A 19,126-nucleotide genomic window follows, 5' to 3' on the forward strand; every position below is an offset into this window, starting at 1 on the left:
GTGTTCATGGCCCCGACGCTAGGAACCGACGCGCCCGTCACGCATCGGAAGTTGGTCGAGCGCGTCGGTGACCTTGGGCGGTGCCCGGACCCGGGGGAGGCCCGACCAAGGTAGGGGGTTTCCTGACGAAGGGCGGGACGAAGGCTTTACCTGGTTTGTGTCGCGTAGGCTCCGCCCCGTGCCCCCGCCCCCTGCCTCCCGTCGGCGCTCCGTCGACGTCACCGTCGTGGTGTTCGCCGTCTGCCTGTCCGTGGCGCTCGCCGGAACCGCGGCCAATCCGCTGCTGATGTTCCCGCGTGTCCCGCTGGGCACGCCGCCGCTGTCCGCCGTGAAAGTCGTCGCGCTGTACGAGCCCTGGTTCGTCTTCGTGGACGCCGGCTCGGTCGTCGCCGCCGGGGCGGCGTGCGCCCTGTGGTTCAGGCGCCGGTTTCCCGTCGCCGTCGCCGTCCTCGCGCTCGTACTCGGGCTGTTGTCCCCGGCGGTCACGGTCTCCGCGATGGTCGCACTGTTCACCGCCGCGGCACTGCGCCCCGTGCGCGTCACGGCCTGGCTCGCGGCGGCCGCGGCGGTTCCCGTCGCCGTGGCCCAGGCATGGCGCGGCACGAGCGTCCTGGACCCGGCGGCCCTGGGCACCCTGCTCATCGCCTGGACGTTGGTCGCCCTGTCGGTGGGCTGGGGCCGGTTCGTCCGCTCGCGCCGGAAGCGGGAGACCGCCCTCACCGAGCGCGCCCGGCGGGCCGATCAGGAAGCCACCCGGCGGACCCTGGAAGCGCAGCAACGGGCCCGTGAGGACATCGCACGCGAGATGCACGACGTCTTGGCCCACCGGCTCTCGCTGCTGAGCGTGCACGCCGGTGCCCTGGAGCTCAACTCCTCCCCCGATCCCGCCGACCTGGGGCGGGCGGCGGGGGTCATCCGGGAGAGCGCCCACCAGGCCCTTGAGGACCTTCGTACCGTCATCGGACTCCTGCGCACTCCCGGCGACCGGTACCCCTCCCTCCCGCCGTCCACGGCACCGGCACCACGGGCTGCCCCCGGGACCTCCCACGGGGCCTCCGGCGAAGCGCTCCCCGAGGCACCGCAGCCCTTCCTGGTCGACCTCGGCAGGCTCGCTGACGAGTCCCGTGCCGCGGGCATGCGGCTCCGCCTGGACGTCGACGTCGAGGAGCCGGCCACCACCCCGGCGCTCGCGGGCCGCACCGTCTACCGCATCGTGCAGGAGGGCCTGACCAATGCCCGCAAGCACGCACCGGGCGCCCCCGTCTACGTCGAGGTGAGCGGAGGCCGGGGCGCCGGTCTGGACATCATCGTCCGCAACCCCGCCGTACCGTCCCGGCCTTCGGGCTCGGCGCCTTCCCCCGGAGGACCGGCGTCCTCCGGAGGCCCGGCGGCGTCCGGCACGCCAGACGGTGCCATCCCGGGTTCCGGCCGAGGCCTCATCGGCCTGGCCGAGCGCGCGGCACTGGCAGGCGGCGAACTGCGGCACGGACCCAGTGCCGGTGAGTTCCTCCTCCAGGCATGGATACCGTGGCCCGCGTGATCCGACTGCTGCTCGCCGACGACGACCCACTGGTACGCATGGGCCTGCGCGTGATGTTCGCCGGCGTGGAGGACATCGACGTCGTCGCGGAAGCGGCCGACGGCGACGAGGCCGTCGCCCTGACCGCCGAACACGCCCCCGATGTCGTCCTCCTCGACATCCGCATGCCGGTCTGCGACGGTCTGGCCGCGACCCAGGCCCTGCGCGCGCTCCCCACTGCCCCGGCCGTCATCGTCCTGACCACCTTCAACCCGGACGACTACGTCCTGCGCGCCCTGCGGGCCGGCGCCGCCGGGTTCCTCCTCAAGGACACCCCGCCGAACGACATCGTCGGCGCCGTGCGCCGTGTCGCAGCCGGAGACCCCGTCCTGTCGCCGGCAGTCACCCAGCAGCTGATCGCGCAGATCGCGACCCCGCCGGCCGAGCCCGCCACCAACGCCCGGGCACGGGCCCGGGCCCGACTGGAGCGCCTGGCCGCACGCGAGTACGACGTCGCACGCGCGGTCGGTCAAGGGCGGACGAATGCGGAGATCGCCGCCCGGCTGTTCATGAGCGTCCCCACCGTCAAGGCCCACGTGTCGAGCATCCTGGCCAAGCTCGAGGTCACCAACCGCGTCCAGATCGCCTTGATCGTCCACGACGCCGCCCCCGACAGCCCGGCAGGGGTGTAGAGCGCTTCCCCGAGGATGGATGCGCAGTGATCATCACGAGGCGGGCGCCGACAACGGCAGCACCGCCTCGAGGGCGAAGCCGCCGTCCGGCGCCGGGGCCGCGGTGAGGGTGCCGCCGAGGGCCGCCGTGCGGGCCCTCAGGCCCGGCAGGCCCTGGCCGCCTCCGGGCTCGGGGCGCGGTCCGGGCACGGACGGTGGCCCGTTGCGTACGGAGATGTGCAGCGAGTCGGGTGTGCAGCGCACCGCGACGTCGGTCCGGGCGCCCGGCGCGTGCCGGCGCACGTTCGTCAGTGCCTCTTGGACGATGCGGTACGCGGTGTGCTGGATCTCCGGCGCGCAGCCCGCGAGGTCCATGCGGGCGAGGTCCGCGCGTACATCGTCGCCCGCGGCCACGACGAGTCCGGGGAGCTGCGCCAGGCCCGGGGTCTCGTGGCGGATCGCCTGGCGCAGGTCGGCGGCCGCGTGTCTGCTCAGCTCGCCCAGGGCCTCAGCCTCCTGGCGGTAGCCGGGGGAGTCCGCGGCGGCGGCGAGTGCGGTGGCGCGAAGGCTGATCAGGCTCAGGTGGTGGGCTGCGGTGTCGTGGACGTCCCGGGCCAGCCGCTCCCTTTCCCGCAGCGCCGCCTGCTCGGCGGCGTAACGGCGCTCGCGTTCCCGTGACAGAGCCAGCTCGGCGAGGCGGACGGCGAGTTCACGGCGGGCACGGCCGAGCAGGCCCAGCGCGACGGGGGCGACCGCGAGCAGCCCGGCCAGCATGACGCCGAGGGTGGTGTCGGCGAGTGTCCAGGCGTACTCGTCGAGGTCCCGCCACGGAACGAACGCGACCACCGCGACGGCCGCCGACCCGGCGATCACCTCGCGGCGACGGCGTTCGGAGGCGGCGAATGCGTGCAGCGCGCACATCACGGGCAGCCACACCACGCCGGTGGCCAGGGTGGGCAGCGCGAGGACGAGAACCGTCCGGGGGAAACGCCTGCGCAGGACGAGGACGACTGCGACGGCGAGCGCGCCGGCGAACATCCAGTCCTCCAGCCAGTGCCACGTCGCAAGTGCCTCGGCGACGGCGGCAACGACGACGAGCGCTTCGACTGTCCATCGGCGGGCGGTCATCCCGAACCCTGCCCGGCAGCGGATCGGTGGACCACGCCGGCCAGGCCCACCCGGCTGGAGACGGCGAGCTTCCGCTTGAGCGCCCCGATGTGGGTCTTGACCGTGGTCACGCCCATGCCGAGGTGGGCGGCGATGTCGGTGTTGGGCAATCCGGCCGCGATCAGTGCAAGGACCTCGCGCTCACGGTCGGTGAGCCCGGCCAGCCCGTCGGACATGTCGGGGGCGGGCATCGGGGCCGAGCCGGCGTAACGGGCGAGGACGTGCGCGCTGCCGGGCGGTGTGCAGATGACGCCGCCTGCGGCGAGCAGCCGCACGGCGTCCACGAACAGCCGCGGTTCGGTGCTCTTGAGCAGAAACCCGGAGGCGCCGCTCCGCAGCGCGCGCTCGACGTGGTCGGCCCTGTCGAGGGCGGTGAGCATGGCCACGACGGGCGGCCGGGGAAGAGCGCGCAGGCGGCGCAGCACGTCCAGGCCGCCGACGGACGGCATGTCGATGTCCAGCAGCACCACGTCGGGGGCGTGTCGCCGGACCATGTCGACGGCTTCGGGGCCGTCGCAGGTCCCTTCGACGGTGATCGCGTCGACGGCGTCGAGGATGCGCTGCAGTGCGGCGCGTACGAGCTCCTCGTCGTCGACGACGAGCACACGCACCGGCGGCCTCAAGTCGTAGAGCAAAGGTCGTCCTGTGGTGTGAGCAAAGTGGCGCCTGGGGCTGCGAGCCTGGATGCAGATCCTAGGACGCAACAGCGCCCGACGGGATCCCCGGGGCTCGACCAAACTCCCGGGACCTCGCTGCACGGGCTGCTGGGCGCGCCCGCGAAGTGTGTGGCGCCACCGGCCGAGGAGGAGCCGTCGCACGCCGATGAGTCGGCCTGCGACGCGGCCTGGACCGCCGCCCGGGCGAGGCGTCGCCTGTGCCCGGGCGGTGTGGCGCGTCGGTGGAACCGTGCAGGTCACCAGGACCGTCCGTCGTCGGCGACGTTGCCGTCGCCGTTCCCGGCGGAGGGGCGGGGGTGGTCGGACCGAGGGGGAGGGCGGTCCGACCGACGTGCGGACGGCCGTCAGCAGCGAGCCTGCCTGTTCGGCAGGCCTGAGCCCCTCCGAGTGACGTCCCCCATGGGTCACTCGGGGGAGCTGAGTCCTGCCGTGTCCAGCAAGTACGCCGTCAGCGGATCGTAGAAACGCGGGTCCGTGACATGGTCGTCCAACGGGACCGTCACCTGAAGGGTGCCTTCCGCCTCGGCGATGAACAGCGCCGGGTCGTTGCAGTCGGCATAGCCCACGGCGTCGATCCCGCGCTGCCCGGCGCAGCCCGCCCAGCCGTGGTCGGCGACCACGAGATCCGGCTGGGGCCGCCCCGCGCCCGCCAGCGCGTCCAGAATCGCTGCCATCGGTTCCGGCGAATGGGTGTGCCACAGCGTCGCACCACGCTCCAGCATGGCGACATCGGCGAACTGGAAGACCATGCCCTCGTCCGCGGTGAGCCCGGAGGGGATCCGGACGATCTCGCAGCCGGCGGATCTGAGCGCGTCCGCGGTCTGCCGGTGCACATCCAGCAGCCCGCCCGGGTGACCGGTCGCGAACAGCACCGACTGCTGCGCGGCGGCCGCCTCCTTCAGCCGCGCCGCCATCCGGTCCAGGGCGTCGACGGTCAGCTCGGGGTCGATGGTGTCCTGTCCGAACCGGTACTGCGGATCGTCGTTGACACCGCAGCGCTCGGCCATGACGGCCAGCACGTCCTGCTCGTCGGTCCAGCGGTCGCCGAGCTCCAGGCCCAGCCAGTAGTGGCGGTCTCCGTTGGCGAGCTTGCGGTAGTGGGAGAGGTTGTTGTCGCGGGGTGTGGCGACATCTCCGGCGATACGTGTGCGGACGAGGTGGTCGACGAGGGCGGCACGGTTCGGTATCGGCATGCGCCCATTGTGCCGTCAGGTGTGCGGAGCGTGCCGGGCGTCCCAAAGCCCGGACGCCGCTGCCGCCCGCCGCCTCGCCCCGCCCCGGGGCGCCCGCTTCACCCGGACAGCGACGCGAACGCCCCGTGGGCCAGCTTGCGCAGCAGCGCCTCCATCGAGGCACGGCCGGGCAGGCCGTTCCCGTACGAGCCGAGGTGCGGGGTGGAGTTGAGCAGGCCGAACACCGCGTGCACGGCCGCCCGCACCTGGCCCTCGGGGACCTCCGGATGCAGCGTGCGGACCACGTCCACCCACAGCTCGACGTACTGCCGCTGCAGCTGTCGCACCAGCTTGCGGTCGCTGTCGCGCAGCCGGTCCAGCTCCCGGTCGTGGAGCGTGATCAGCGGGCGGTCGTCGAGGGCGAAGTCGATGTGCCCGTCGATCAGCGAGGACAGAACCTGCTCCGGGACGCCGTCCGCCTCGGCGACGCGGCGCCTGCCGCCGTCCAGCAGCCGGCCGGAGATACCGACCAGCAGCTCGGCGAGCATCGCGTCCTTGCCCGCGAAGTGGCGGTACAGCCCGGGGCCGCTGATTCCGACAGCGGCGCCTATCTCGTCCACGCCGACTCCGTGGAAGCCGCGCTCGGCGAAGAGGCGGGCGGCTTCCCTGAGGATCTGCTCGCGACGGGTCAGGGAGTCGGTCCGGGTGCTCATGCCACTGATTCTAGACAAGGCAGTTAGCGCTCGTTAACCTGAAGGAAATGGGTTAACGCTCATTAACACGAAGGGAGCCCTGCCGGATGCAGCAGGCACCTGTGCTGGCGAGCGCGGCAGACCCCGCCTCCGCCGCTTGGCAGGCCAATGAGGCGGCACACCGCGCCCTGGCCGACACGTTGCGCGCGAAGCTCGGCGCGGCCCGGCTGGGCGGCGGCGAGAAGGCCCGCGCCCGGCACACCGCGCGCGGGAAACTGCTGCCGCGCGAGCGGGTGGACACCCTCCTGGACCCGGGCTCGCCCTTCCTGGAGCTGGCGCCGCTCGCCGCCGAGGGGATGTACGGCGGGCAGGCCCCGGCCGCCGGGGTGATCGCCGGCATCGGCCGGGTCAGCGGCCGCGAGGTCGTGATCGTCGCCAACGACGCCACGGTCAAGGGCGGCACGTATTACCCGATGACGGTGAAGAAGCACCTCCGCGCCCAGGAAGTCGCGCTGGAGAACAGGCTGCCGTGCGTCTATCTGGTCGACTCCGGCGGCGCCTTCCTGCCGATGCAGGACGAGGTCTTCCCGGACCGCGACCACTTCGGCCGGATCTTCTACAACCAGGCGCGGCTCTCCGGCGCCCGCATCCCGCAGATCGCGGCGGTGCTCGGCTCCTGCACGGCCGGCGGGGCGTACGTCCCGGCGATGAGCGACGAGGCCGTGATCGTGCGGAACCAGGGGACGATCTTCCTGGGTGGCCCGCCGCTGGTGAAGGCCGCGACCGGCGAGGTGGTCACGGCCGAGGAGCTCGGCGGCGGCGAGGTCCACTCCCGGGTCTCCGGCGTCACCGACCACCTGGCCGAGGACGACGCCCACGCCCTGCGCATCGTCCGCAACATCGTCGCGACACTGCCGGAGCGCGGCCCGCTCCCCTGGTCGGTGGAGCCCGCCGAGGAGCCGAAGGTCGATCCGTACGGGCTGTACGGGGCGGTGCCGGTGGATTCACGTACGCCCTACGACGTGCGGGAGGTCATCGCCCGCATCACGGACGGTTCGCGGTTCGCCGAGTTCAAGTCGGAGTTCGGGCAGACGCTCGTCACCGGCTTCGCCCGGATCCACGGCCATCCGGTCGGGATCGTCGCCAACAACGGCATCCTGTTCTCCGAATCCGCCCAGAAGGGCGCGCACTTCATCGAGCTGTGCGACCAGCGCGGCATCCCGCTGCTGTTCCTGCAGAACATCTCGGGCTTCATGGTCGGCAAGGACTACGAGGCGGGCGGCATCGCCAAGCACGGCGCCAAGATGGTCACGGCTGTGGCGTGCACGCGCGTGCCGAAGCTGACGGTCGTCGTCGGCGGTTCGTACGGCGCGGGCAACTACTCGATGTGCGGCCGGGCCTATTCACCGCGCTTCCTGTGGATGTGGCCCAACGCCAAGATCTCGGTCATGGGCGGCGAGCAGGCCGCCTCGGTGCTCGCGACCGTCAAGCGCGACCAGATCGAGGGCCGCGGCGAGGAGTGGCCGGCCGACGAGGAAGAGGCCTTCAAGGCCCCGATCCGCGCCCAGTACGAGCAGCAGGGCAGCGCGTACTACGCGACGGCCCGACTGTGGGACGACGGAGTGATCGACCCGCTGGAGACGCGCCAGGTGCTGGGTCTGGCCCTGACCGCGTGTGCCAATGCCCCGCTGGGTGAGCCCGGCTTCGGCGTCTTCCGGATGTGAGGGACTGATGTTTGACACTGTTCTGGTCGCCAACCGCGGCGAGATCGCGGTCCGCGTCATCCGCACGCTCCGGACCATGGGGATCCGCTCGGTCGCCGTCTTCAGTGACGCGGACGCCGACGCCCGGCACGTCCGGGAGGCGGACACGGCGGTGCGGCTGGGCCCGCCGCCTGCCGCCGAGAGCTATCTGTCCGTCGAGCGCCTGCTGGACGCGGCAAGGCGCAGCGGGGCGCAGGCGGTCCACCCGGGCTACGGCTTCCTCGCGGAGAACACCCGGTTCGCGCAGGAGTGCGCGGACGCGGGCCTGGTCTTCATCGGGCCGCCGGCCGAGGCGATCTCCCTGATGGGCGACAAGATCCGCGCGAAGGAGACCGTGCGGCTGGCCGGCGTTCCGGTCGTCCCGGGTTCGTCGGGATCCGGCCTGACCGATGATCAACTGGCCGAAGCCGCTCGCGAGATCGGTATGCCGGTGCTGCTGAAGCCCTCCGCCGGCGGCGGCGGCAAGGGCATGCGGCTCACCCGCGTGGAGTCGGCCCTGCTGGACGAGATCGCGGCGGCCAGGCGCGAGGCGCGGGCGTCGTTCGGCGACGACACGCTGCTCGTGGAGCGCTGGATCGACCGCCCGCGGCACATCGAGATCCAGGTCCTCGCGGACGGGCACGGCAATGTGGTGCACCTCGGCGAGCGCGAGTGCTCGCTGCAGCGCCGCCACCAGAAGATCATCGAAGAGGCTCCGTCCGTCCTGCTCGACGAGAAGACCCGGGCGGCGATGGGCGAGGCGGCGGTACAGGCGGCCCGCTCCTGCGGCTACCGGGGCGCGGGCACGGTGGAGTTCATCGTCCCGGGCGGCGACCCTTCCGCGTACTACTTCATGGAGATGAACACGCGCCTCCAGGTCGAGCACCCGGTCACCGAGCTGATCACGGGCCTGGACCTGGTGGAGTGGCAGCTCCGCGTCGCGGCGGGTGAGCGGCTGCCGTTCACGCAGGACGACATCGCGCTCACCGGCCACGCCATCGAGGCCCGTATCTGCGCCGAAGACCCTTCCCGCGGTTTCCTGCCCTCCGGCGGCACGGTCCTCGCCCTCCACGAACCCCAGGGCGACGGCATCCGCACGGACTCGGGCCTCAGCCAGGGCACCGAGGTCTCCAGCCTGTACGACCCGATGCTGTCGAAGGTCATCGCGTACGGCCCCGACCGCGCGACCGCCCTGCGCAAGCTGCGCGCGGCTCTCGCGGACACGGTCACCCTGGGCGTCCCGACGAACGCGGGCTTCCTGCGCCGTCTGCTGGCCCACCCGGCGGTCGTGTCCGGCGACCTGGACACGGGGCTGGTGGAGCGGGAGGTGGACGGGCTGGTCCCGGACGGGGTCCCGAACGAGGTCTACGAGGCGGCAGCGCTGCTGCGGCAGCCGTCCCCGTCCGCCGGCCCGGGCGGCTGGGTCGACCCGTTCTCGGTCCCGAGCGGCTGGCGGCTCGGCGGCGAACCGGCCCCTACGGTGCACCATTTCCGCGTGCCCGGCCACGACCCGGTCGCCGTCCGCGTTCGCGGTACGGCCCAGCAGGCCGAAAGCGCCGTGGGCGACGCGCCTTTCAAGCCCGTCGGCGGCGCCTCCCTGGGGGTACCCCCAGGCGAAGCTCTGGTGGAGAAGGTCCGGGGGAGTTCGCAGACGGACACACGGGCTGCGCTCACGCAAGAGGGCACCACCGTCACCGTCGAACTCGACGGCGTCACGCACACCTTCACCTACGCCACCACCCGCGGAGGGACCTGGCTCGGCCGGGACGGCGACTCCTGGCACGTCCAGGACCACGACCCCGTGACCGAAAGCCTGCGCGGCGCCTCGCGGCAGGGCGCGGACACACTCGCCGCACCCATGCCCGGGACCGTCACCGTCGTCAAGGTGGCCGTCGGGGACGAGGTCGATGCCGGCCAGAGCCTGCTCGTCGTCGAGGCGATGAAGATGGAGCACGTCATCTCCGCCCCGCACGCCGGCACCGTCACCGAGCTGGACGTCATCCCGGGGACGACCGTCGCCATGGACCAGGTCCTGGCCGTCGTCACCCCGCACGCGGAGAGCCAGGAGGCGAGCGATGACTGACGGACTGCCGATGGAGGTGCCCGTCGCGGACCTTCCGCCGCGGGTGCGGATCCATGAAGTGGGGCCCCGGGACGGGCTGCAGAACGAGAAGGACGTCATCCCCACCGACGTGAAGGCGGAGTTCATCCACCGCCTCGCCGACGCCGGGCTGACGACCATCGAGGCGACCAGCTTCGTCCATCCCAAGTGGGTGCCCCAACTGGCCGACGCCGAGGACCTGTTCCCCCGGGTCGCCGACATCCAGGGCGTCGCCCTGCCCGTCCTCGTACCGAACGAGCGCGGGCTCGACCGGGCCATCGCCCTCGGCGCCCGCCGTATCGCCGTCTTCGGCTCGGCGACCGAGACCTTCGCCGCCCGCAATCTCAACCGCACGATCGGCGAGTCGCTCGCCATGTTCGAGCCGGTCGTCGCCCGCGCCAGGGCGGACAAGATCCATGTCCGCGGCTATCTCTCGATGTGCTTCGGCGATCCGTGGGAGGGCAAGGTCCCCGTCCACCAGGTCGTCCGCGTCGCGAAGCAGCTGATGGACCTGGGCTGTGACGAGCTCAGCCTCGGCGACACGATCGGCGTCGCCACCCCCGGCCATGTCCTCGCCCTGCTCGCCCAGCTGAACGAGGAGGGGGTGCCCACCAGCGCCATCGGGGTGCACTTCCACGACACCTACGGCCAGGCGCTGGCGAACACCTTCGCGGCGCTGGAGCACGGCGTCACGACCGTCGACGCCTCGGCCGGCGGCCTCGGCGGCTGCCCGTACGCGAAGAGCGCCACCGGAAATCTCGCCACCGAAGACCTCGTGTGGATGCTCCACGGCCTCGGTATCGACACCGGAGTCGATCTCGACCGGCTCATCGCCACCAGCGTATGGCTGGCCGAGCGGCTGGGCCGTCCCAGCCCTTCCCGCACCGTTCGTGCCCTCGCCGGCACGGCCTCCCACAAGGAGTCCTAGTCATGTCGCTCGACCACCGCCTCGCCCCCGAGCACGAGGAACTCCGCCGCACCGTCGAGGAGTTCGCCCACGACGTCGTCGCCCCGAAGATCGGCGACTTCTACGAGCGGCACGAGTTCCCTTACGAGATCGTCCGCGAGATGGGCCGGATGGGCCTGTTCGGGCTGCCCTTCCCCGAGGAGTACGGCGGGATGGGCGGCGACTATCTCGCGCTCGGTATCGCCCTGGAGGAGCTGGCCCGCGTCGACTCGTCCGTCGCGATCACCCTGGAGGCCGGGGTCTCGCTCGGCGCCATGCCCGTCCACCGCTTCGGCACGGAGGAGCAGAAGCGCGAGTGGCTGCCCCGGTTGTGTTCCGGTGAGGTCCTCGGCGCCTTCGGGCTGACCGAGCCGGACGCCGGTTCGGACGCGGGCGGCACGAAGACCACCGCCGTGCGCGACGAGGCGACGGGCGAGTGGGTGATCAACGGCTCCAAGTGCTTCATCACCAACTCCGGTACGGACATCACCGGCCTGGTCACGGTCACCGCCGTCACCGGCCGCACGCCCGATGGCAAGCCGCTCATCTCCTCGATCATCGTCCCGTCCGGCACTCCCGGCTTCACGGTCGCCGCGCCCTACTCCAAGGTGGGGTGGAACGCGTCGGACACGCGCGAGCTGTCCTTCTCCGACGTCCGTGTCCCGTTGACGAATCTGCTCGGCGAGGAGGGCCGCGGGTACGCGCAGTTCCTGCGCATCCTCGACGAGGGCCGGATCGCCATCGCCGCGCTCGCGACGGGCCTCGCCCAGGGCTGTGTCGACGAGTCCGTGAAGTACGCGAAGGAGCGGCACGCCTTCGGCCGCCCGATCGCCGACAACCAGGCCATCCAGTTCAAGATCGCGGACATGGAGATGCGGGCGCACATGGCCCGTATCGGCTGGCGGGACGCGGCGTCCCGCCTCGTCCACGGCGAGCCGTTCAAGAAGGAGGCGGCGCTGGCGAAGCTGTACTCCTCGACGGTCGCCGTCGACAACGCGCGCGAGGCCACCCAGATCCACGGCGGCTACGGCTTCATGAACGAGTACCCCGTCGCCAGGATGTGGCGGGACTCCAAGATCCTGGAGATCGGCGAGGGCACGAGCGAGGTCCAGCGCATGCTGATCGCCCGGGAGTTGGGCCTGTCCGCGTAACGCTTGGGTCGCGTAGCCGGGGCCCCTCTGGACAAGATCTGAGGTTAGGCTAACCTATCTTCCGAACTTGCCCAGAGGCCGCCCCCCGGCACGCATCGAAAGCGAAACCCTCATGCCCAATGCCCGCGCTTCCCACCTCACCCGTCGCGGTCTGCTCGCCGCGGGCGGCGCCCTCGGGCTCGGCGTCGCACTCACCGCCTGCGGCACGGAGAACAAGAGCGACTCGGCCACCGACGCGAAGAAGTCCGGCCCCTGGGAGTTCAAGGACGACCGCGGCCAGACGGCCAAGACGAAGTCCGCCCCGAAGAACATCGTCGCGTTCACCGGCACGGCGGCCGCGCTCCACGACTTCGGCATCGAGGTGAAGGGCGTCTTCGGCCCGACGTACGTCGAGGACAAGTCGAAGGGCACGAAGACCCCGGACGTCCAGGCGGGCGACCTCGACATCAACAAGGTCAAGGTCCTCGGCAATGTCTGGGGCGAGTTCAACGTCGAGCAGTACGCGGCGCTCGCGCCCGACGTGCTGATCACCGACATGTGGGAGAAGAACGCCCTCTGGTACGTGCCGGACCAGTCCAAGGACAAGATCCTCAAGCTGGCCCCGAGCGTCGCCCTGTGGGCCTCCGACTACTCGATGCCCAAGGTGCTCCAGCGCCACGTCGACCTGGCCGAGTCCCTCGGTGCCGACGTCAGGACCAAGAAGGTCACCGACGCCAAGGCCGCCTTCGAGAAGGCCGCCGCCCGGCTGCGCGCCGCCGCGAAGGCCAAGCCGGAGATCAAGGTGCTCATCGGCTCCGCGAGCGCCGACCTGTTCTATGTCTCCACCCCGGTCCGGCCGACCGACACGCTCTACTTCAAGGAGCTCGGCGTCAACCTGGTGACGCCCACCAAGCTCGACGCCGGCGGCTGGTTCGAGGGCCTCAGCTGGGAGAACGTCGACAAGTACAAGGCCGACATCATCATGATGGACAACCGCGCCTCGGCCATTCAGCCCGACGCCCTGAAGTCCAAGCCGACCTGGGCACAGCTGCCCGCCGTCAAGGCCGGCCAGGTCATCCCGCGCGTCACCGAGCCGATCTACTCGTACGAGAAGTGCACGCCGATCCTCGATGACCTGGCGAAGGCCATCGAGAACGCGAAGAAGGTCGCCTGACCATGACGACCGCCGTAGCCGCCCCGTTCCGTTTCTTCCCCCTGCAGGTCGTACGGACGCGGCGGCTCGGCCCGTCGCTGGTGCGTGTCACCTTCGGTGGAGAAGCCCTCGCGGATCTCGAGTCCGGAGGCCGCGACCAGTCCCTCTCGCTCTTCCTGCCGCACCCCGGCCAGGACGCCCCGGTCGTCCCGCTGTCCGACGACGGGGACATGTACGCCACGCTCGGCGCCTGGCGGGCGCTGCCCGATGACGTACGGGCCGTGATGCGCTCGTACACGGTGCGGGAACAGCGCCGCGAGGCCGGTGAGCACGGCGAGATCGACATCGACTTCGCCGTCCACCCGGACGGCGGCCCCGCCTGCCGCTGGGCGCAGAAAGCTTCCGCCGGTGACCGCGTGACGGTCCTCGGCCCCGCGGTGGCTGACAACACGGCCGTACGCTTCCGGCTGCCCGACGACGCCGACTCGGTGCTGATCTGGGCCGACGAGACGGCACTGCCGGCCGCTTCGGCAATTCTGGAGTCGCTGCCCGCCGGTGTCCGCGCGCAGGCCTGGCTCGAAGTCCCGCACGCCGAGGACCGGCTGGAGCCGGCCACCACCGCCGACGCCCGCGTCACCTGGCTGGTGCGGGACGAGGATGCACCCTGCGCCGTCGAAGCCGTGCGCGCCGCCGAGTTCACCGGCTCGGCTCCGTACGCCTGGATCGCGGGCGAGTCCGGCTCGGTCAAGGCGCTGCGGCGCCATCTGGTGGGCGAGCGTGAACTCGACCGCCACCGCGTCACGTTCGTCGGCTACTGGCGCAAGGGCCTCAGCGAGGACGCCCTGCGCGAGACCCCTGACGACGACGCGTGACCCCCGCGTGCCGGCATGGCCGCACAGCCGCGGGGTCCTGTCGCGGCAGCGCATCGCCACGCACGAAGTGTGACCCAATTCCCGTGTCCCGTAGGGCGCGATGGGTCGGCATGGCGTGAAACTTAGGTTAGGCTAACCTTAGTTCGACGTCGTCCCCTCGCCCCTCTCCCCGGGGGGCGACACGTCCCCGTACCGGGAGGACCCCCCATGCGCTCGCACCTGCTCAATGACACAACGGCGGAGCGTTACCGGCGCTCCGTGACCGAAGGAGTCGAGCGGGTGGCGAACAAACTCGCCACGACCCGGCAGCCGTTCACTGGAGTGACCCCCGACGAACTCGCTCCCACGATCGCCGCCGTCGATCTCGACCGGCCCCTCGGTGACGCCTCCGCCGCACTCGACGAGCTGGAGCAGGTCTATCTGCGCGACGCGGTCTACTTCCACCACCCCCGCTACCTGGGCCACCTCAACTGCCCGGTCGTCATCCCCGCCGTCGTGGGCGAGGCGGTCCTCTCCGCGGTCAACTCCTCCCTGGACACCTGGGACCAGAGCGCGGGCGGCACGCTCATCGAGCGCCGTCTCATCGACTGGACCGCCGGCCGGATCGGCCTCGGACCCGCCGCCGACGGCGTGTTCACCAGCGGTGGTACGCAGTCCAACCTGCAGTCGATGCTGCTGGCCCGCGAAGAGGCCAAGACGGACGACCTGTCGAAACTGCGCATCTTCTCCTCCGAGTGCAGCCACTTCAGCGTCCAGAAGTCCGCGACGCTGCTCGGTCTCGGCCGCGATGCCGTCGTGTCGATCCCCACTGACCGGGACAAGCGCATGCAGACGGTCGCCCTCGCCACCGAGCTGGAGAAGTGCCGGCGGGACGGGCTGGTCCCGATGGCGGTCGTCGCCACCGCCGGCACCACCGACTTCGGCTCCATCGACCCGCTCCCCGAGATCGCCGACCTGTGCACGCTGTACGGCGCCTGGATGCATGTGGACGCCGCGTACGGCTGCGGACTGCTCGCATCGCCCACCCGGCGCCACCTCCTGGACGGCATCGAGCGCGCCGACTCCGTCACCGTCGACTACCACAAGTCCTTCTTCCAGCCGGTGAGTTCGTCGGCCGTACTGGTCCGGGACGGGGCGACGCTGCGCCACGCGACGTACCACGCGGACTACCTCAACCCGCGTCGCACGGTCGAGGAGAGGATCCCCAACCAGGTCGACAAGTCCCTCCAGACCACCCGCCGCTTCGATGCCCTCAAGCTGTGGATGACCCTGCGGGTCATGGGCGCCGACGGCGTCGGTCAGCTCTTCGACGAGGTCTGCGACCTCGCCGAAGAGGGCTGGCAGCTGCTGGCCGGCGACCCGCGCTACGACGTCGTCGTCGAGCCCCGGCTGTCCACGCTGGTCTTCCGCTACATCCCGGAGCACGTGACCCCCCCGGCCGAGATCGACCGCGCCAACCTCCACGCCCGCAAAGCCCTGTTCGCCTCCGGCGAGGCCGTGGTCGCCGGGACCAAGGTCGACGGCCGCCAGTACCTGAAATTCACCCTGCTGAACCCCGAGACGACCGTGCGGGACATCGCCGCCGTCCTCGATCTGATAGCCGGCCACGCCGAGCAGTACCTTGGAGAGAACCTTGTCCACGCCTCCTGAGCACCGTGACATCCACGATTTCATCGGTATCGGACTCGGCCCGTTCAACCTCGGCCTCGCCTGCCTGACCGAGCCCATCGACGAACTGAACGGCGTCTTCCTGGAGTCCAAGCCGGACTTCGAATGGCACTCGGGGATGTTCCTCGACGGCGCCCATCTCCAGACACCGTTCATGTCGGACCTGGTCACCCTCGCCGACCCGACCTCCCCCTACTCCTTCCTCAACTATCTGAAGGAGAAGGGCCGGCTCTACTCGTTCTACATCCGCGAGAACTTCTATCCGCTGCGGACCGAGTACAACGACTACTGCCGCTGGGCCGCCGCCAAACTGAGCAGCATCCGCTTCAACACGACGGTGACGAAGGTCGCGTACGACGCCGGAAGCGAGCTGTACTCCGTCCACACCACCGACGGCACGGCCTACCGCGGCCGCCGGCTCGTCCTGGGCACCGGCACCCCGCCGTACGTCCCGGACGCCTGCCAGGGCCTCGACGGCGACTTCGTCCACAATTCGCGCTACCTCCAGTCCAAGGAGGAGCTGCAGCGGAAGAAGTCCATCACCCTGGTCGGCAGCGGGCAGAGCGCCGCGGAGATCTATTACGATCTCCTCGGCGAAATCGATGTACATGGTTACCGGCTCAACTGGGTCACCCGCTCCCCGCGGTTCTTCCCGCTGGAGTACACCAAGCTGACCCTGGAGATGACCTCTCCGGAGTACGTCGACTACTTCCACGCGCTGCCGGAGGCCACCCGCTACCGGCTGGAGTCGCAGCAGAAGAACCTCTTCAAGGGCATCGACGGAGACCTCATCAACGAGATCTTCGATCTGCTCTACCAGAAGAACCTCGGCGGCCCGGTCCCGACCCGGCTGCTCACCAACACCGCGCTCCACACCGCTTCGTACAAGAACGGCACGTACACCCTGGGGCTGCGCCAGGAGGAGCAGGAGAAGGACTTCGAGATCGAGACCGAGGGCCTGATCCTGGCCACCGGCTACAAGTACGTCACCCCCGAGTTCCTGGAGCCCGTGCGCGACCGTATCCGCTGGGACGGTCAGGGCCGCTTCGACGTCGGCCGCAACTACGCCATCGACATCACCGGGCACGGCATCTTCCTGCAGAACGCCGGGGTGCACACGCACTCCATCACCTCGCCCGACCTGGGCATGGGCGCGTACCGCAACGCGTACATCATCGGTGAGCTGCTCGGCAGCGAGTACTACCCCGTAGAGAAGACCATCGCGTTCCAGGAGTTCGCCGTATGAGCACCACCGCCTCCGTCCTCGGGACGCTCACCGTCCGTCCCCTCGACCCGATCGCAGACGCCGAGCTTCTGCACGGCTGGGTCACCCACCCCAAAGCGGCCTTCTGGATGATGCAGAACGCCAAACTCCACGACGTCGAGCGCGAGTACATGGCGATCGCGGCCGCCGAGCACCACGACGCGTTCATCGGTCTCCACGACGGCGAGCCCGCCTTCCTCATGGAACGGTACGACCCGGCGTACGTCGAGCTGGTCGGCCTGTACGAGCCGCAGCCGGGGGATGTCGGCATGCACTTCCTGGTCGCCCCGACCGACACTCCCGTCCACGGCTTCACGCGTGCCGTGATCACCGCGGTGATGCGGGAACTGTTCGCGGACCCGGCGACCGAGCGCGTCGTCGTCGAGCCGGACGTGGCGAACAAGGCCGTCCACGCGCTCAACGAGGCGGTCGGCTTCATACCCGAGCGCGAGATAGAGAAGCCCGAGAAGAAGGCCCTGCTGAGCTTCTGCACGCGTGAGCAGTTCGAGGCGGCCGTGGGTGCCGAGGGGGTGTCCCGGTGAGCGCCCCGATCGACAGCGTCTCCCACCTCACCCCCGAGCTGTGGGCCGAGGCCAACCGGCAGCTGATCCGCAAGGGCCTCGCCGAGTTCTCCCATGAGCGGCTGCTCACGCCTCGCGCGCTCGGAGACGACCGCTACTCGGTACTGAGCGACGACGGCAGGACCGAGTACCGCTTCACGGCCGGCCGACTGGCCCTCGACCACTGGCAGGTCGCCGCGGACTCCGTCTCCCGCCACCGCGACGGGGCAGAACTCCCGCTGGACGCCCTGGAGTTCTTCACCGAACTGCGCGGTGCACTGGGTCTGTCCGACGACATCCTTCCGGTCTATCTGGAGGAGATCTCCTCCACCCTGTCCGGTACGGCCTACAAGCTCACCAAGCCCGAGGTGTCCGCCGCCACGCTGGCCGGCGCCGGGTTCCAGGCGATCGAGACGGGGATGACCGAGGGGCACCCCTGCTTCGTCGCCAACAACGGACGGCTGGGCTTCGGCGTGCACGAGTACCACCGGTACGCCCCCGAGGCCGCGGCCCCGGTCCGGCTGCTGTGGGTCGCCGCGCACCGCTCCCGCGCGAGTTTCACCTCCTGCACGGACCTCGGCTACGAGAACCTGCTGCGGGCCGAGCTGGGCGAGGGGACGCTCGGCCGCTTCGACGCCCGGCTGAGCGGGCTCGGCCTGGACCCGGACGACTATCTGCTGATGCCGGTCCACCCCTGGCAGTGGTGGAACAAGCTCTCCGTCACCTTCGCCGCCGAGATCGCCCAGCACCGTCTGGTGCCGCTCGGCGAGGGCGACGACGAGTATCTGGCCCAGCAGTCGATCCGTACCTTCTTCAACACCAGCGACCCGGCCAAGCACTATGTGAAGACGGCGATGTCCGTCATCAACATGGGCTTCATGCGCGGCCTGTCCGCCGCGTACATGGAGGCGACGCCGGCCATCAACGACTGGCTGGCCGCGCTGATCGCGAGCGACGACGTGCTGAAGGCAGCGCGCTTCTCGATCATCCGGGAGCGCGCGGCGGTCGGCTACCGGCACCTCGAGTACGAGGCCGCCACGGACCGCTACTCCCCCTACCGGAAGATGCTGGCCGCGCTCTGGCGCGAGAGCCCGGTGGCCACGCTGGAAGGCGGTGAGCGGCTGGCCACGATGGCCTCGCTGCTGCACACCGACCGCTCCGGGAAGTCCTTCACGGGCGCGTTGATCACGGAGTCGGGGCTGGCCCCCGAGGTGTGGCTGCGCCGCTACCTGGACGCCTACCTGGTGCCGGTACTGCACTCCTTCTACGCGTACGACCTCGCGTACATGCCGCACGGCGAGAACGTCATCCTCGTCATCGAGGACGGCGCGGTGAAGCGCGCGATCTTCAAGGACCTCGCCGAGGAGATCTGTGTGATGGACCCCGACGCGGTCCTTCCGCCGGCCGTGGAGCGGGTCCGTGCCGAGGTCCCCGAGGACATGAAGCTGCTGTCGGTCTTCACCGATGTCTTCGACTGCTTCTTCCGCTTCCTCAGCGCCACGCTGGTGACGGAGGGCGTGCTGGACGAGGACGCGTTCTGGCGGACGGTCGCCGAATGCGTCATCGCGTACCAGGAGTCGATGCCGCATCTGGCCGACAAGTTCGCCCAGTACGACATGTTCGCCGAGGAGTTCGCGCTGTCCTGCCTCAACCGGCTGCAGCTGCGCAACAACAAGCAGATGGTGGATCTCGCGGACCCGTCGGGCGCGCTCCAGCTGGTGGGCGACCTGGAGAACCCGATCGCGCGGTTCAGGTAGGCCTCGGGGCACGGACGGGCGGGCGCCCTCCGAGT

General features: G+C 70.6%; 16 protein-coding genes. 12 read left to right on the plus strand and 4 right to left on the minus strand.

The features are described from left to right. Window positions 1–178 precede the first annotated feature (178 nt). Together ACZ6ZQ_RS29090 and ACZ6ZQ_RS29095 are read left to right on the plus strand one after the other, a co-directional pair. Window positions 179–1,540, plus strand: coding sequence for a sensor histidine kinase (locus ACZ6ZQ_RS29090; RefSeq protein ID WP_469771480.1), 1,362 nt, complete (start codon window positions 179–181; stop codon window positions 1,538–1,540). Beyond that, window positions 1,519–2,211 (plus strand): response regulator transcription factor, encoded by a 693-nt coding sequence (locus ACZ6ZQ_RS29095; protein ID WP_469771481.1) that lies wholly within the window; start codon window positions 1,519–1,521, stop codon window positions 2,209–2,211. The genes ACZ6ZQ_RS29090 and ACZ6ZQ_RS29095 overlap by 22 nt, the downstream gene beginning before the upstream one ends. Window positions 2,212–2,244: 33 nt before the next feature. Here ACZ6ZQ_RS29095 and ACZ6ZQ_RS29100 read toward each other — a convergent pair whose 3' ends face one another. The 4 genes from ACZ6ZQ_RS29100 to ACZ6ZQ_RS29115 form a co-directional block, all read right to left on the minus strand. Beyond that, on the minus strand, window positions 2,245–3,318 hold the full coding sequence (locus ACZ6ZQ_RS29100) for a sensor histidine kinase (RefSeq protein WP_469771482.1): 1,074 nt from the start codon (window positions 3,316–3,318) through the stop codon (window positions 2,245–2,247). After that, window positions 3,315–3,992, minus strand: a complete 678-nt coding sequence (locus ACZ6ZQ_RS29105; RefSeq protein ID WP_469771483.1) for a response regulator — start codon at window positions 3,990–3,992, stop codon at window positions 3,315–3,317. The genes ACZ6ZQ_RS29100 and ACZ6ZQ_RS29105 overlap by 4 nt, the downstream gene beginning before the upstream one ends. A gap of 446 nt (window positions 3,993–4,438) precedes the next feature. Further along, entirely contained in the window at window positions 4,439–5,227 is a 789-nt protein-coding gene (locus ACZ6ZQ_RS29110) for a phosphatase (protein WP_469771484.1), read from the minus strand. A 98-nt stretch (window positions 5,228–5,325) separates the two neighbouring features. Further along, window positions 5,326–5,919, minus strand: a complete 594-nt coding sequence (locus tag ACZ6ZQ_RS29115; protein WP_469771485.1) for an SACE_7040 family transcriptional regulator — start codon at window positions 5,917–5,919, stop codon at window positions 5,326–5,328. 86 nt (window positions 5,920–6,005) lie between these two features. Between ACZ6ZQ_RS29115 and ACZ6ZQ_RS29120 the strand changes: the two genes are divergently transcribed. From ACZ6ZQ_RS29120 to ACZ6ZQ_RS29165, 10 genes are all read left to right on the plus strand, one after another. Then, on the plus strand, window positions 6,006–7,622 hold the full coding sequence (locus tag ACZ6ZQ_RS29120) for a carboxyl transferase domain-containing protein (protein WP_469771486.1): 1,617 nt from the start codon (window positions 6,006–6,008) through the stop codon (window positions 7,620–7,622). A gap of 7 nt (window positions 7,623–7,629) precedes the next feature. Next, the gene (locus ACZ6ZQ_RS29125; RefSeq protein ID WP_469771487.1) at window positions 7,630–9,723 is read left to right on the plus strand and encodes an acetyl/propionyl/methylcrotonyl-CoA carboxylase subunit alpha; all 2,094 of its coding nucleotides are present in this window, start codon (window positions 7,630–7,632) and stop codon (window positions 9,721–9,723) included. Then, window positions 9,716–10,669: a hydroxymethylglutaryl-CoA lyase gene (locus tag ACZ6ZQ_RS29130; RefSeq protein ID WP_469771488.1), complete on the plus strand. Its 954-nt coding sequence runs from the start codon at window positions 9,716–9,718 to the stop codon at window positions 10,667–10,669. The genes ACZ6ZQ_RS29125 and ACZ6ZQ_RS29130 overlap by 8 nt, the downstream gene beginning before the upstream one ends. Before the next feature lie 2 nt (window positions 10,670–10,671). Next, window positions 10,672–11,838 carry an acyl-CoA dehydrogenase family protein gene (locus tag ACZ6ZQ_RS29135; RefSeq protein ID WP_469771489.1) on the plus strand — a complete coding sequence of 389 codons (1,167 nt, stop codon included), beginning with the start codon at window positions 10,672–10,674 and terminating at the stop codon, window positions 11,836–11,838. A 112-nt stretch (window positions 11,839–11,950) separates the two neighbouring features. Further along, window positions 11,951–12,991: an ABC transporter substrate-binding protein gene (locus tag ACZ6ZQ_RS29140; protein WP_469771490.1), complete on the plus strand. Its 1,041-nt coding sequence runs from the start codon at window positions 11,951–11,953 to the stop codon at window positions 12,989–12,991. Between the two features lie 2 nt (window positions 12,992–12,993). Then, the gene (locus ACZ6ZQ_RS29145) at window positions 12,994–13,842 is read left to right on the plus strand and encodes a siderophore-interacting protein (protein WP_469771491.1); all 849 of its coding nucleotides are present in this window, start codon (window positions 12,994–12,996) and stop codon (window positions 13,840–13,842) included. Between the two features lie 207 nt (window positions 13,843–14,049). Further along, entirely contained in the window at window positions 14,050–15,492 is a 1,443-nt protein-coding gene (locus ACZ6ZQ_RS29150) for a pyridoxal phosphate-dependent decarboxylase family protein (protein ID WP_469771492.1), read from the plus strand. Continuing rightward, window positions 15,476–16,756 carry a lysine N(6)-hydroxylase/L-ornithine N(5)-oxygenase family protein gene (locus tag ACZ6ZQ_RS29155; protein WP_469771493.1) on the plus strand — a complete coding sequence of 427 codons (1,281 nt, stop codon included), beginning with the start codon at window positions 15,476–15,478 and terminating at the stop codon, window positions 16,754–16,756. The genes ACZ6ZQ_RS29150 and ACZ6ZQ_RS29155 overlap by 17 nt, the downstream gene beginning before the upstream one ends. Beyond that, the gene (locus ACZ6ZQ_RS29160; protein WP_469771494.1) at window positions 16,753–17,316 is read left to right on the plus strand and encodes a GNAT family N-acetyltransferase; all 564 of its coding nucleotides are present in this window, start codon (window positions 16,753–16,755) and stop codon (window positions 17,314–17,316) included. The genes ACZ6ZQ_RS29155 and ACZ6ZQ_RS29160 overlap by 4 nt, the downstream gene beginning before the upstream one ends. Beyond that, window positions 17,313–19,091, plus strand: a complete 1,779-nt coding sequence (locus ACZ6ZQ_RS29165) for an IucA/IucC family protein (RefSeq protein WP_469771495.1) — start codon at window positions 17,313–17,315, stop codon at window positions 19,089–19,091. Before ACZ6ZQ_RS29160 ends, ACZ6ZQ_RS29165 begins: the two co-directional genes overlap by 4 nt. The last annotated feature ends 35 nt before the right edge of the window (window positions 19,092–19,126 follow it).

The organism is Streptomyces sp. NPDC053673 (assembly GCF_055585225.1).